At 75.1% G+C, this 12860-nt stretch carries 13 protein-coding genes; 8 read left to right on the top strand and 5 right to left on the bottom strand.

Features of this window, described 5'->3' with window-relative positions; all coding sequences use genetic code 11:
• Window positions 1-7: 7 nt before the first annotated feature.
• Together ACH01S_RS26315 and ACH01S_RS26310 are read right to left on the bottom strand one after the other, a co-directional pair.
• Window positions 8-808, bottom strand: a complete 801-nt coding sequence (locus ACH01S_RS26315) for a methyltransferase domain-containing protein (protein ID WP_067896942.1) — start codon at window positions 806-808, stop codon at window positions 8-10.
• 137 nt (window positions 809-945) lie between these two features.
• A complete protein-coding gene (locus tag ACH01S_RS26310) occupies window positions 946-1206 on the bottom strand; it encodes a hypothetical protein (protein ID WP_067896940.1) in 261 nt (86 codons plus the stop codon).
• A gap of 438 nt (window positions 1207-1644) precedes the next feature.
• On the opposite strand from ACH01S_RS26310, the gene ACH01S_RS26305 reads away from it, so the two are divergent.
• From ACH01S_RS26305 to ACH01S_RS26290, 4 genes are all read left to right on the top strand, one after another.
• On the top strand, window positions 1645-2853 hold the full coding sequence (locus tag ACH01S_RS26305; protein WP_067896938.1) for a sensor histidine kinase: 1209 nt from the start codon (window positions 1645-1647) through the stop codon (window positions 2851-2853).
• Window positions 2854-2902: 49 nt separating this feature from the next.
• The gene (locus tag ACH01S_RS26300) at window positions 2903-3550 is read left to right on the top strand and encodes a response regulator (protein ID WP_083981161.1); all 648 of its coding nucleotides are present in this window, start codon (window positions 2903-2905) and stop codon (window positions 3548-3550) included.
• Window positions 3551-3608: 58 nt separating this feature from the next.
• Window positions 3609-3956: a hypothetical protein gene (locus ACH01S_RS26295; protein WP_246237180.1), complete on the top strand. Its 348-nt coding sequence runs from the start codon at window positions 3609-3611 to the stop codon at window positions 3954-3956.
• 83 nt (window positions 3957-4039) lie between these two features.
• Window positions 4040-4747: a DUF4328 domain-containing protein gene (locus ACH01S_RS26290; protein ID WP_067896933.1), complete on the top strand. Its 708-nt coding sequence runs from the start codon at window positions 4040-4042 to the stop codon at window positions 4745-4747.
• Here the strand turns inward: ACH01S_RS26290 and ACH01S_RS26285 are convergent.
• From ACH01S_RS26285 to ACH01S_RS26275, 3 genes are all read right to left on the bottom strand, one after another.
• On the bottom strand, window positions 4744-8094 hold the full coding sequence (locus ACH01S_RS26285; protein WP_246237179.1) for a DNA polymerase III subunit alpha: 3351 nt from the start codon (window positions 8092-8094) through the stop codon (window positions 4744-4746). The genes ACH01S_RS26290 and ACH01S_RS26285 overlap by 4 nt on opposite strands.
• A gap of 1 nt (window position 8095) precedes the next feature.
• Window positions 8096-8371 (bottom strand): DUF6504 family protein, encoded by a 276-nt coding sequence (locus tag ACH01S_RS26280; protein WP_083981160.1) that lies wholly within the window; start codon window positions 8369-8371, stop codon window positions 8096-8098.
• 164 nt (window positions 8372-8535) lie between these two features.
• Entirely contained in the window at window positions 8536-8808 is a 273-nt protein-coding gene (locus ACH01S_RS26275; RefSeq protein WP_246237178.1) for a hypothetical protein, read from the bottom strand.
• Between the two features lie 324 nt (window positions 8809-9132).
• Between ACH01S_RS26275 and ACH01S_RS26270 the strand changes: the two genes are divergently transcribed.
• From ACH01S_RS26270 to ACH01S_RS26255, 4 genes are all read left to right on the top strand, one after another.
• On the top strand, window positions 9133-9951 hold the full coding sequence (locus ACH01S_RS26270; protein WP_067896924.1) for a TetR family transcriptional regulator: 819 nt from the start codon (window positions 9133-9135) through the stop codon (window positions 9949-9951).
• A 78-nt stretch (window positions 9952-10029) separates the two neighbouring features.
• Window positions 10030-10992 (top strand): quinone oxidoreductase family protein, encoded by a 963-nt coding sequence (locus ACH01S_RS26265; protein WP_067896906.1) that lies wholly within the window; start codon window positions 10030-10032, stop codon window positions 10990-10992.
• A 71-nt stretch (window positions 10993-11063) separates the two neighbouring features.
• Window positions 11064-12386 carry a DUF4389 domain-containing protein gene (locus tag ACH01S_RS45020; RefSeq protein ID WP_067896903.1) on the top strand — a complete coding sequence of 441 codons (1323 nt, stop codon included), beginning with the start codon at window positions 11064-11066 and terminating at the stop codon, window positions 12384-12386.
• A gap of 77 nt (window positions 12387-12463) precedes the next feature.
• Window positions 12464-12860, top strand: a 397-nt coding sequence (locus ACH01S_RS26255; protein ID WP_157406315.1) for a protein kinase domain-containing protein, incomplete at its 3' end; no start/stop codon positions are given.

The raw sequence follows: 12860 nt of genomic DNA, 5'->3' as shown, positions 1-12860 counted from the left end.
GGCCGGGTCAGGCGCGGCAGACGATCTCGCCGTGGGTGACGGAGTACCAGCCGTCGTCGGCCGCCGCCCACTCCTTCCAGCCGGCGTAGACGCGGCGCAGCTCGTCGCGGGTGGCGTGCCCGCCCGCGACGGCCGCGTCCGCCACCCCCGACCTGAGCAGACGTCCGCCCCAGGACTCGCTCCACCACTCGCGCTCGGCGGGCGTCGCGAAGCACCACGCGGACGCGGTCGCGGTGACGTCGGTGAACCCGGCCTCCCGCGCCCACGAGACGAGGAGGCGTCCGGCGTGCGGCTCGCCGCCGTTGCCGCGCGCCACCTTGTAGTAGATGGGGAGCCAGGCGTCCATTCCGGGCGGGTTCGGGTGCCAGATCATCGTCCCGAAGTCGGCCTCGCGGACGGCGACGACGCCGCCCGGCCTCGCCACGCGGCGCATCTCGCGCAGCGCTCCCACCGGGTCGGCGATGTGCTGCAGGACCTGGTGCGCGTGGACGACGTCGAACGTCCCGTCCGCATAGGACAGGGCGTGGACGTCGGCGACGGCGAACTCGACGTTGTCCAGCCCGGCGTTGTTCCGGCGGGCCTCGGCGAGGACGGTCTCGGCGGCGTCGGCGGCGACGACCCGGCCGGGGGCGACCCGCGCGGCGATCCCGGCGGTGATCGTGCCGGGGCCGCAGCCGACGTCCAGCGCCGACGCGCCCGGACGCAGGTGCTCGATCAGGTAGGCGGCGGAGTTCTCGACCGTGCGCCACTGGTGCGCGCTCAGGACGCTCTCGTGGTGGCCGTGCGTGTAGGTCGCCTTCGGAGTCATGCGGATCACCTCTCTGTGCCGTCACCGCACCCTACGCCGAGTTCTCAGATATCGAGAAACATGTCTTGAAATATGAGACAGCAGGGCAAGGGAAAAGGGGACCGGAGCCGGTCCCCTTTTGCCGGGTGCGGACGCGGTCAGGCCGCCACGGCCGCCGCGCGGGCGGGCCTGCGCCGGGCGTGCCGCGCGGGCACGCGCGCCGCGGGCAGCGCGGGCAGCGCGGGCAGCGCGGGCGGCGCGGGCAGCGCCTCGACCGGGGCCAGCGGCGGCGCGGTCTCGGCATAGGCGTTCAGCGTGGCGTGGGAGAGGTCGGTGAGCCACGGCTCGACGACGGTCCGCTCGGCGGGCCCGTCGAGCCTCGGGTAGGAGAGATGGAACGTGCCGGTCGCCGCGCTCATGTCGACACCCCTTCCTTCTTGCCCGGTGGCCCCGCGCCGGTGCGGTCGCCACCGTCTGCGACATACCCCTTGGTACGTCGGTACAAGCCACTTGGTTCGACACCTGTTCCCGGGTGTCTCCCAAATCACAAGGTCAACGCTACGCACCGGGTCCGACATTCTCGAACGTTTATTCGGCTGACGGGCTCGGTCAGGACGGGCTCGGTCAGGAGCGGCGGGCGCGGATCGACTCGGCGATCTCCATGACGGGCATCACGATCCCGCCGTAGATCACGAAGGCGGCGAACGCCACGATGAGGGGCAGATATATCAAGGACATGCCTCCAGCGTGCGCGCCGGGCGGGGCGGGCCGCATCGGGCGAGGGTCCGGTCCCGGAGGGCGCGGATCAGCCGAACGGCTGATCCATCGGTCCGCCACGGGTCGTACGCTGCCTGAGCGTGAGCGACATCGGCGCGAGGCTCGACCGCATCCACTCGGTGGGCGGCTGCCTGCTGCGCGCCTCCTACGCCGGGTTCGCGGGCCTGTACCTGCTGGCCTGCACGGCCTACGTCTTCAGCGAGGCCGGGCCGCTGTGGCTGGTGGCCGTCGCGGCGGTCGCGAACGGCGCGGCCGTCTCCGGCCGCCGGTTCGCCGGCTGGACGTTCGCCGCCGTGGCGCTGTCCGCGCTGACCACCCTCTACGGCGGGCTCGCGGGCGTCGCGGAGTCCGGCGAGCCGAGCCTGTTCGCCGAGACCGGCGGCCTGCTGATCGTGCTGGCCCGGACGGTGTGGCGGACGGACCGGCAGCGGCTCGTCCCGACCTCCGTCGTGATCGGCGCGACGATCATGGCGACGCCGCTGCGCTACTCGCCGCTCGCCGCGCTGCTGTTCACCGCCCCGCTCGGCATCACCGTCGCGGTCGCCCTCGGCATCGGGCTGTACCTGCGCGCCATCGACGCCCGCCGGTCCCGCGCGCTCGCCGCCGCGCGCCGGGACGAGCGCCTGGAGCTGGCCCGCGACCTGCACGACTTCGTCGCCCACCACGTGACCGGGATCGTCGTCCAGGCGCAGGCGGCGCGGTTCACCGCCGGGTCCGGCGCGGCCCAGTCCCCCGAGCAGCTCGACGCGATGCTCGGCGGGATCGAGAAGGCGGGCACCGAGGCGCTGACGTCGATGCGCCGCATGGTCGGCCTGCTCCGCGACGCCCAGCACGTCGACGCCCCGGACGGCGAGGCGCGCGGGGACGGCGCCGCCGCGACCCGTCCGGTCGGGGACCTCGCCCGGCTCCGCGAGCTGGTCGACGGGTTCACGCATCCGCCAGCCGCGCTGACGCTCGCGCCCGACCTCGGCACGCTGCCGCCGGAGGTCGCGACGTCGGCGCACCGGATCGTGCAGGAGGCGCTCACCAACGTCCGCAAGCACGCCGCCGACGCCGCGACCGTCCAGGTCACGCTCGCGCGGGTCGGCCGCGACGTCGAGGTCGCGGTCCGCGACGACGGCCGGGGCCGCGGCCGCCGGCTCCCGTCCGGCGGGTTCGGGCTGTCCGGGCTGTCCGAGCGGGTCGGCGCGCTCGGCGGGCGGCTGCGCGCGGGCCCGCGCCCGGACGGCGGCTGGGAGGTCGTCGCCGTGCTGCCGGTCCCGGACGGCCGGGCCCCCGCCGACCGCTGACCGCTCGACCGCCGACCGCTTCACCGGGGATTGCTGACAGAATCGGCCCGTGGCCATCCGCGTACTCATCGCCGACGACCAGGAGATGGTCCGGACCGGCTTCCGGATGATCGTCGACTCGCAGCCGGACATGGAGGTGGTCGGGGAGGCCGCCGACGGCGCCGAGGCCGTCGCGCTGGCCCGCCGGCTCCGCCCGGACGTGTGCCTGTTCGACATCCGGATGCCGAGGATGGACGGCCTCGCCGCGACCCGCGCGCTCGCCGGCCCGGACGTCCCCGACCCGCCGCGCATCGTGATCGTCACGACCTTCGACCTGGACGAGTACGTCTACGGGGCGCTGCGCGGCGGCGCGGTCGGGTTCCTGCTGAAGGACAGCGGGCCCGCGCTGCTGGTGGAGGCTGTCCGCGCGGCCGCGAGCGGCGGGTCGCTGGTGTCGCCGTCGATCACCGTCCGGCTGCTGGAGCACCTCGCCCGCCCGTCCGCGGCGCCGCGCCCGCCGAGCGAGCCGCTCACCGACCGGGAGGTGGACGTCGTTCGCCTGGTCGCCCGCGGCCGGACGAACGAGGAGATCGCCGCCGAGCTGTTCGTGTCGCTGTCCACGGTGAAGACGCACCTCGGCAGCGTGCACCGCAAGCTCGGCACCCGGAACCGGGTCGAGACGGCCGCGTGGGCGTGGGAGTCGGGCCTCACCGCCTGACCGGGCGCGGGGCGACGACCGAATTCGGGGGAAGGGAGAGGCGCTGGCACCGGAGTCGATGAACGGGCTGCCCGTGACCGTCCTGATCGTCTGGGCGCTGTTCGCCGCCGGGTGGGGGCTCGTCCTGCTGCGGCTGCGCGGCGGGCTGCGCGGCCTGGACCGGGGGCCCGCGCTGTTCGCGCACACGGTGACCCCGGCGGGCGTCGTCCTCGTGTTCTCGCTGGTCGGCTTCGGCTCGCTGTACGCGACGATCGCGCTGACCGCCGAGTGGTGGGCGCTGCTCGTAGTCACCGGGTTCCGGCCGGAGCGGCTGCTGTCCACCGGCGGGCTCGGCCGCCTCGCCGCCTGGGCCGCCGTCACCGCGGCGGGCGCCTTCGCGGCGGTCCGGCTCGTCTTCCATGTCTGAGCGTGAACCCGTGTGGGCCCGCGCAAGTCAAACGTACGTAGTATCCAAAGCAGCGAAGCGCAAAGGGCCGTCGGAGGTGGAGCATGCCGTGTGCGTTGTGCGGCGACATCATCCCGGCCGAGGTCGCCCGGTGCCCGGCGTGCGGGGCGTGGGCGCGGCGCCGCGACTTCCGCGCCGTCGGCGTGGCCGTGTTCATGCTGCTCGGCTTCAACGCGTTCGTCGCGCTCGGCTCGGGGATCAGCCTGCTCAGGTTCGCGCACCCGCTGCGCGGGGCGACGCATGACAGCTACGACGCGACGGTCACCGGCCACGCCCTGGCCCCCTACGCGGACGTGTTCACGATCAGCACGATCATGGCCGCGGTCACCGGCGCGCTGTACCTGACCTGGCTGTGGCGCGCCTACCGGCAGTCCCCCGGACCGCACCGGTACCACCGGGCCTGGGTGCTGCTCGGCTGGGTGACCCCGATCGTCAACCTGTGGATGCCGCCGCGCGTGGTCTACGAGGTCTGGGTGAACAGCGGCCGGTACCGGACAGCCGAGCGCCAGGCCGCCGGGCTCGTCGTCGCGGGCTGGTGGACGTGCGCGCTGCTCGGGCTCGTCCTCGGGCACGCGTTCACGCACGGCAGCGTCGACACGCTCGCGGACGCCCGGTTCGACGTCCACGTCGGCGTCGCCGCCGCCGCGTTCCAGGCGCTGGCCGCGACGCTGGCCATGGCGACCGTCTTCCAGATCACGCGGTTGCAGTGCCTGTTCGCGTCGTCCTCGGCCCAGGCCCCGGGCCCCAGCTAGGGCGTCGGCCCGGACGAGCCCTGGCTGGTGTGCCACAGGCGCGCCGCGGGCGGGCGCTTGACCGCGCCTCCCGCGTGGCCGACGTCCGAGTACGGCGACATGGCGAACCCGGTGGGCTGGACGATCCGCCGCCCCACCGGGCGTCCCGGCCGCGGCGGGCCCGCCATCGCGGCGCGGACCGCGGCCATGCCGCCGCGCAGCCACTCCTCGTGCAGGACGGTCAGGTCCCAGCACGCGTAGGCGGTGATCGACGCGGCCCGGGCCCCGGCCGCCCGCCGCACCCGGCCGCGCGCGACGAGCAGCCACCGGCCGAACACGGTCGCGGCGCACCTGTCCTGCACGGACTCGAAGAACGTGAGGTCGACCGGGCCGGTCGCGTCGTCCAGCGTGGCGAAGATCACCCGCTGCCCGGACCGGACCGCCGGGGTCTGCGTCGCGACCTTGACCCCGGCGACGAGGACGTCCGCGCCGTCGGGGCGTCCGGCCAGGTCGGCCGCGCGGACGACGCCGAGCGCGTCGAGCAGCCCGTCGAAGAACGTGACGAGGTGGCGGCTGACGTCCATGCCGAGGACGTCCAGCTCCGCCTCGACGACCTCGGCGGGGGTCATCGGCGGCAGCCCGGCCGGCACGGCGTCCTCGGCCGGGACGAGCCCGAGCCCGGTCCCGTCCGCGCCGTCGAGCGGGAGCTGCCCCTCGACCTCCGGCGGCGGGGCGGCGGCCCGCTCCAGCGCGCCGACCCGGCAGAGCAGGTCGCGGCGGAGCGCCCCCGCGTGGACGCCGTCGAACCCCCCGGCGAGGACGAGCCGCTCCGCCGTCGGCCGGGACACCCGGGCGCGCCGCCAGAAGTCGGTCAGCGACGCGTACGGACGGGCGTCCACGATCTTGTTGACCTCGGCGTCGGAGATACCCCTGACCTCGCTCAGCGCGACCCTGATCCCGGCCGGGCCGCCCTCCGACACCGGCTCGACGTGCCACGCCGCCGCCGACCGGTTGACGTCCAGCGGCAGGATCGGGACGCCGAAATGCCGCGCGTCGTCCAGGATCACCCGCTTCGGATACATGCCGGGGTCGTGGGTGAGGACGCCCGCGTAGAAGGCGGCCGTGTGGTGACGCTTCAGCCAGGCCGACTGGTAGGTGGGCAGCGCGAACGACGCGGCGTGCGCCTTGCAGAACCCGAACGCGCCGAACGCGGTCAGCATCCGCCACACGCGCTCGACGGTCTCCGCGTCGTGGCCGCGCGCGAGCGCCCGCTTCCGGAACCACGCGCCGACGACGGCCTGCCCCCGCTCGTGGTTCAGGCTCCGCCGCGCCGCCTCCGCCTTCGACAGCCCGCAGCCGGTCATGACGTCGAACACGCGGAGCACCTGCTCGTGGAAGACGACCACGCCGAGGCTCTCCCGCAGCACCGGTTCGAGGTCGGGATGCGGGTAGGCGGGCTCCCGCGTCCCGGCGCGGGCCTCCAGGAACGGCGTCACCATGTCGGAGTTCACCGGCCCGGGGCGGAACAGCGAGATGTCGAGGACGAGGTCGTCCAGGTCGCGGGGCTGGAGGCGGCCGATCAGCTCCCGCTGGCCGGGCGACTCGATCTGGAAGCAGCCGAGCGTGCGGGACGTGCGGACCAGCGCGTACGTCGCGGGGTCGTCGCGCGGGACGTCCTCCAGCGCGATCTCCTCCCCCGTCGTCCGCGCGACCTCCGCCACCGCGTGCGCCATCGCCGACTGCATCCGGACGCCGATAACGTCCAGCTTGAGCAGGCCCATCGCCTCGACGTCGTCCTTGTCGAACTGGCTCATCGGGAAGCCGGTCGCGGCGCGCTCGACCGGCGTCCGGTCGCGCAGCGTCGGGTTCGACAGCAGGACGCCGCACGGGTGCATGGCGACGTGCCGGGGCAGGCCGTCCAGCCGCTCGGCGATCCGGAACAGCACCTCGAGGCGTCCCGACGCGAGGTTGCTCTGCCGCAGCTCCGGCAGGTCGTGCAGCGCGGCGCGGATCTGGCTCGCCCGGATCCGCGGGAACGCCTTCGCGATCGCGTCGATCTCGGCGGGCGGGAGCCCGACCGCGTTGCCGACGTCGCGGATCGCGCTGCGCGCCCGGTAGGTCTCCATCATCGACACGCAGGCGGTGCCGTCCGCGCCGAACCGGTCGAACAGCGCCTGGTAGGCCTCCAGGCGGCGGGCGGACTCGACGTCCAGGTCGATGTCGGGCAGGCCGTCCCGGCTGTCGGCGAGGAACCGCTCCATCAGCAGGCCGTGCCGCAGCGGGTCGAGGTCGCCGATGCCGAGCAGGTAGGTGACGAGGCTGCCCGCGCCCGAGCCCCGGATCGCGCAGCGGATGCCCCGCGCCCTGATCAGCGCGGCGGCGTCCGCGACCGTGAGGAAGTAGGACGCGAGGCCCTTCCGGGCGATCACCGCCAGCTCGGCGTCGAGCCGCGCCGCCGCCGTCCGGGAGCCGGCGAGGCCGCGGCGGGCCAGGCCGTCGGCGCAGCGGGCGACGAGCCGCGCGTACGGGTCGCCGCCGCCGACGGACGGCAGGTGGACCTCGTCCATGCCGAGGTCGCGGGCCGGGTCGAGGACGCACCGCTCCGACAGCCGCCGGGTCTCGGCGAGCAATGCGGCCGCCTCGTCCGGGCCGCAGGCCAGCTCCGCGACCCGGCGCATCTCCGGGACGGGCTTCAGGTACGCCTGCCCGGTCCGGTCGTCCAGGTGGCGGCGGTCGAGCGGGACGCGGCGGCGCGTCACGTCCAGCACCTGCGCGACGGGATGGTCTTCCGGGTCCAGGTAGCGGACGGCGTTGCCCAGCACCGCGGGCACCCCGGCGGAGCGGGCGAGGGCGAGCATCCGGGCCGCGCGGGGCCCGTCCCCCTCGTCCAGGTGGTTCACGATCTCGACGGCCGTCTCGACCGTGCCGCGCCACAGCCGCAGGAGGCGGGCCGCGACGTCCGGACGGCGCCCGGCGACGGCGCGGCCGACGTCCGACCAGGGCCCGAGCAGGACGACCAGGCCGTCCGCGTGCGCGCCGACCATCTCCCGCGTCACCAGCGGGTTCCCGCGCTCGCCCGCCGCGTGCGCGGCCGTCACCAGGCGGCAGAGCGACCGGTACCCGGCGCGCCCCGCGGCGAGGACGACGATCCGCTCCTCGCCGGTCGAGGCGACCTTCAGGTCGGCGCCGACGACGGCGCCGATCCCCGCGTCCGCGCATGACAGAACGTGACGGACGGCGCCGTACAGCCCGTCCCGGTCGGTCAGCGCGAGCGTCTCCATGCCGAGGCCCGCCGCGCGCTCGGCCAGCGCCGCCGGGGCGGCGGCGCCGTACCGGAGCGAGTAGCCCGAAGCGACATGAAGGTGCACGTCAATCCCATACCCGGGAAAGCAGCCAGCTGTCGGCGGGCACGTCGTAACGCAGTTCGTAGACGCCGATCTCCCGGTCCGGGGTGGCCTCGACCCGCCAGAACTCCCGCTCCCCGGTGGCCTCGCCGTCGGGCTGCCGCTCCCGCCACCAGTCACGGGTCGTGACCCAGTGCTCCAGCACCCGCCGGACGGTGTAGAGCCGGCCACGCCAGACGAACCGGACCGGACGTCCGTCGCTCACCCAGACGTCCACCGGGTCGCCGAACACGCGCGTCATCTGCCTCCCCCTCGCGCTCACCGCACGGGGGAAGGACATGCGGACCTCTGCTGATTCGAACGAATGTTCGCATCAGGGAGTGTAGGGAAGTCGCCGCCCCGCGAGCAAGGCGGGGCGGCCGGAGCGCGTGCCGGACCGGGACGGCGCCGCCGCGGGCCGGGCGGTCAGGCGAGCAGCCGGGCGAGCCGCTCGGCGACGTCGGCGACCTCGGCGACGTCGGCCATCCCGCCGCCCGGCCACAGATAGGACCACCCTTCACCGGACGGGGTCGCGACGACCATGAGCTGCCTGCGCGCCCCCGGCCCGGACACGCTCAGTAGTGACTCCCCGGGGCCGGTCAGCCGCCAGGACAGGCCGTGGGCCTCGACCTCGTGCGCGAGGGCCGCGAGGTGCCGCTTGCGCACCTCGGCGATCCCCCGTCCACCGACTACAGACACAATCAGCCGCCTCAGCATGGTCCGAGCCGCCGGGCGATGACCTTCGGCGACCGTCCGGCAACGGTTGGTGACCGACTCTCAGCATGACCCGGATTCCCTCGCTGCGCAGCGGAAATCCACAGAGTGGGACGGTCGCCGGGATATTCGGCGAGGATGGACCGGAGGAGGCGCCGCGACGCGCCGGGCGCAAACACGCCAATCCGGGCGCGGAACGGGTTCCGGATGGTGGAACCCCGGCGCGCATACGGAGGGCGCGTCCGTGATAGAAGCCTCTGAGAGCCGGGCGTCCAGCGCCCGCGTCCAGCGGACAGAAGGAGCGAGCCGATGAGCGCCGTCCCCGCCGGCGACCCGTCGAGCCCCGAGACCGGCGGTCCCCCCGCCCGCGACGGTGCCCCCGCGCAAGGACCGGGGAAGACACCCGGTCAGCGGCCTGAACGGCCGGCCGAGCAGCCCGCGGAGCCCGGGCGGCCGCCCGAGCCCGAGCAGCCGCCCGAGCAGTCGGCCGAGCAGACGTCCGAGCAGGGCCCCGCGCTCGCCGGGCTGCGCGAGCGCAAGAAGCAGCGGACCCGCCTCGCGCTCCTCGACGCGGCGCTCGACCTGTTCCTCTCCCAGGGCTACGAGGAGACCACGATCGACGAGATCGTGGCCGCCGTGGAGGTGTCGCAGCGGACGTTCTTCCGTTACTTCGCCACCAAGGAGGACGTGATCACGGGCACCCTGTCCGAGCACGACCGCCTGCTGAAGGAGGCCCTCGCCGCCCGCCCGGCCGGGGAGCGGCCGTTCACCGCGCTGTTCGAGGCGCTGCGCGTGGTGCTGTGCGCGATCGCCCAGGGCGACCCGACCGACAGCGCCCGGTTCCGCCGCGTCCGGCAGGTGATCGAGTCGACGCCGACGCTGGTCACCGCGCACATGGCGGCGCACTCGGCGACGACGGACGCGCTCGTCGCCGAGATCGCGCGGCGCGAGGGCGTCGACCCCGTGGAGGACCTGCGCCCCCGGTTCGTCGTCGCGTTCTTCATGGCGGCGGCCAAGGTCGCGTTCGAGGACTGCGCCCGCCGCGACATCTGGGACGCGGGCACCGTCGCCGCCCGCGTCGAGGAGTCCGTCGCGCTCATCGGCCGCACCGTCCGCGAGTGGGTGTGACCGCCCGCGCGGTGGAATAGCCCGCCGGGGAGACGGGTTGCCGTGATCGTTCCCAACCGTCCGGCAGGAGGACACCACATGCGCGCGATCGTCGTCACCGAGACCGGCGGGCCCGAGGTCCTGGCGCCCGCGGAGCTGCCGCGGCCGGAGCCCGGCCCCGGCGACGTGCTGATCGACGTGGCGGCGGGCGGCGTCAACTTCATCGACGTGTACTACCGGACGGGCGCCTACCCGCAGGAGCTCCCGTACACGCCGGGCGTGGAGGCCGCCGGGACGGTCGCCGCCGTCGGCGACGGCGTCCGCGAGTTCTCGGTCGGCGACCGCGTCGCCTGGGCGAACATCCAGGGCGGGCACGCGGAGCAGGCCGTCGTCCCGGCGGACCGGGTCGTGCCCGTCCCCGACGGCGTCGGCCTGGAGGACGCGGCGGCCGTCCTGCTCCAGGGCATGACCGCGCACTACCTGACGCGGGCGACGTACGCGGTCCGGGAGGGCGACACCGTCCTCGTCCACGCGGCGGCGGGCGGGATGGGGCTGCTGCTCGTCCAGGCGGCGGCCGCGCTCGGCGCGCGGGTGATCGGGACGGCGTCCACCCCGCAGAAGCGCGAGCTCGCCGCCGACGCGGGAGCCGACGCGACGCTCGGCTACGACGACTTCCCCGCCCGCGTGCGGGAGCTGACCGGCGGGGAGGGCGTCGCGGCCGTGTACGACGGGGTCGGCGCGGCCACCTTCGACGGGAGCCTCGCGAGCCTGCGCCCGCGCGGCGTCCTCGCGCTGTACGGGGCGGCGAGCGGCCCGGTGCCGCCGTTCGACCCGCAGCGCCTCAACGCGGCGGGCTCGGTGTACCTGACGCGGCCGTCGCTCGTGCATTTCATCTCGGCCCGCGAGGAGCTGCTGGAGCGCGCCGCCGACGTCTACCGCTGGGTGGCGGACGGCCGGGTGAAGGTGCACGTCGGACGCCGGTACGGCCTCGCCGACACCCGCTCGGCACACGCCGATCTGGAGGCGCGGCGGAGCACCGGCAAGCTTCTGGTGATCCCCTGACCGTCCCTCCGGGACGCGGCGGCTCCCTTAGGCTGGGCTCGAATATACGATCTTCGAGGAGCCCGCCCGCCATGACGACGTACGCCGCCGGACCGCTGGAGCAGGACGAACCCCGCGTCCTCGGCCCCTACCGCCTGCTCGGACGGCTGGGCCGGGGCGGCATGGGCACCGTGTACCTCGCCGCCGAGCCGGACGGGCGGCGCGTCGCGGTGAAGGTCGTGAACCGCGACCTGGCCGGGGAGCCCGCGTTCCTCGCCCGGTTCCGCCGCGAGGTGACGGCGGCGCGGCGCGTCCACCGGTTCTGCACCGCGCCCGTGATCGACGCCGCGCTCGACCAGGACCCGCCCTACATCGTCACCGAGTACATCGACGGGCCGAACCTGGAGACGGCCGTCGGCGACAAGGGCCCGCTGGGCGGCTCCGACCTGGAGGGCCTCGCGGTCGGCGTCGCCACCGCCCTCGCCGCCATCCACGGGGCGGGGATCGTCCACCGCGACCTCAAGCCCGCGAACGTGCTGCTGTCCTCCACCGGCCCGCGCGTGATCGACTTCGGCATCGCCCGCGCGCTCGACTCCGCCGACGGGCCGACCCGCACCGGCCAGTTCGTCGGGACGCCCGCCTACATCGCGCCCGAGGTGCTGCGCGGCGAGCCCGTCGAGCAGGCGTCGGACGTGTTCTCCTGGGGCTGCGTCGTCGCCTACGCCGGGACGGGGCGCCCGCCCTTCCAGGGCAGGACGGTCGCCGAGACGTTCCAGCGCATCGGCGGCGAGGAGCCGGACCTGTCCGGCCTCGACCCGCGGCTGCGCGAGATCGTCGCCGCCGCGCTGCACAAGGACCCGCGGCGCCGGCCGTCCGCGCGGCGGCTCCTCACCCGGCTCGTCGGCCAGGACGACCTGGAGCACACCACCGAGACGATCTCGCTGTCCTGGCGCGGGCCGGACGCGAACGGCGCCGCCGCGACGCCGCCGCCCGCCGCCGCCCCCCGCGCGGCGGACGTGCCGCGCCCCCGGCCCGCCGCCGACCGGCCCGCCCCCGCGCCCGTCCCGTCCGCGCCGAGCGCCCCGACGCCGGCGTCCGAGGGCGAGTCGACGGTGGTCGTCGACCTGCCGTTCCCCGCGTCGTGGCAGGGGCCGCGCCGCTGGTTCTCACCGCTCAGGGGGCTGCTCGTCGTCCCGCACCTGGTCGTGATGCTGGCCCTGTACGCGCTGCTCGTGATCGTGATGTCGCTGAGCTGGCTGGTCGTGCCGTTCACCAGGCGCTACCCGCGGGTGCTGTACCGGCTGGCGGTCGGCTGCCACCGCTGGTCCGGCCGCGTCATCGCCTACGCCTTCGGCCTCACCGGCGAGGCGCTGCCGCCGTTCCGGACCCTGCCGCGGGCGCGCCGAACGTCCTGAGCGCTTCGCGCGTCCGAAATACCAAGGCCCGCTAGGGTTCTACGGAAGACTCCCGATTCCCCCAGTTCAGGAACGCGATGACCACGCACGCAGGAGAGAACGGCGAGGCCCTGCGCCCCGAGGACCCCGCGGAACTCGGCCCCTACCGGCTCGTCGGCCGGCTCGGCCGCGGCGGCATGGGAACGGTCTACCTCGGGACGGACCGCGCCGGCCGCCGCGTCGCCGTCAAGGTGATCAACCGGGAGCTGGCCGGGGAGGCCGCTTTCCGGGACCGGTTCCGGCGGGAGGTGACCGCCGCGCGGCAGGTCCGCCGGTTCTGCACCGCGCCGGTCATGGACGCCGAGCTCGACCGCGACCCGCTCTACGTCGTCACCGAGTACATCGAGGGCCCGAGCCTGGAGCGGGCGGTCGCCGAGCGCGGCCCGCTGCCCGGCTCCGACCTGGAGGGCCTGGCGGTCGGCGTCGCCACCGCGC

Source organism: Actinomadura chibensis NBRC 106107, from assembly GCF_001552135.1.
GTDB classification, from domain to species: domain Bacteria; phylum Actinomycetota; class Actinomycetes; order Streptosporangiales; family Streptosporangiaceae; genus Spirillospora; species Spirillospora chibensis.
Note: the sequence above shows the minus strand (reverse complement) of the source record. Positions and strands in the feature narration are given on the sequence as shown.

Excerpts from the sequence above, each read along its gene's own strand:
- ACH01S_RS26270 (WP_067896924.1), top strand. The coding sequence starts at position 9,133 with ATGAGCGCCGTCCCCGCCGGCGACCCGTCGAGCCCCGAGACCGGCGGT.
- ACH01S_RS26295 (WP_246237180.1), top strand. The coding sequence starts at position 3,609 with ATGAACGGGCTGCCCGTGACCGTCCTGATCGTCTGGGCGCTGTTCGCC.
- ACH01S_RS26265 (WP_067896906.1), top strand. The coding sequence starts at position 10,030 with ATGCGCGCGATCGTCGTCACCGAGACCGGCGGGCCCGAGGTCCTGGCG.
- ACH01S_RS26315 (WP_067896942.1), bottom strand. The coding sequence starts at position 808 with ATGACTCCGAAGGCGACCTACACGCACGGCCACCACGAGAGCGTCCTG.
- ACH01S_RS26310 (WP_067896940.1), bottom strand. The coding sequence starts at position 1,206 with ATGAGCGCGGCGACCGGCACGTTCCATCTCTCCTACCCGAGGCTCGAC.
- ACH01S_RS26290 (WP_067896933.1), top strand. The coding sequence starts at position 4,040 with ATGCCGTGTGCGTTGTGCGGCGACATCATCCCGGCCGAGGTCGCCCGG.
- ACH01S_RS45020 (WP_067896903.1), top strand. The coding sequence starts at position 11,064 with ATGACGACGTACGCCGCCGGACCGCTGGAGCAGGACGAACCCCGCGTC.
- ACH01S_RS26280 (WP_083981160.1), bottom strand. The coding sequence starts at position 8,371 with ATGACGCGCGTGTTCGGCGACCCGGTGGACGTCTGGGTGAGCGACGGA.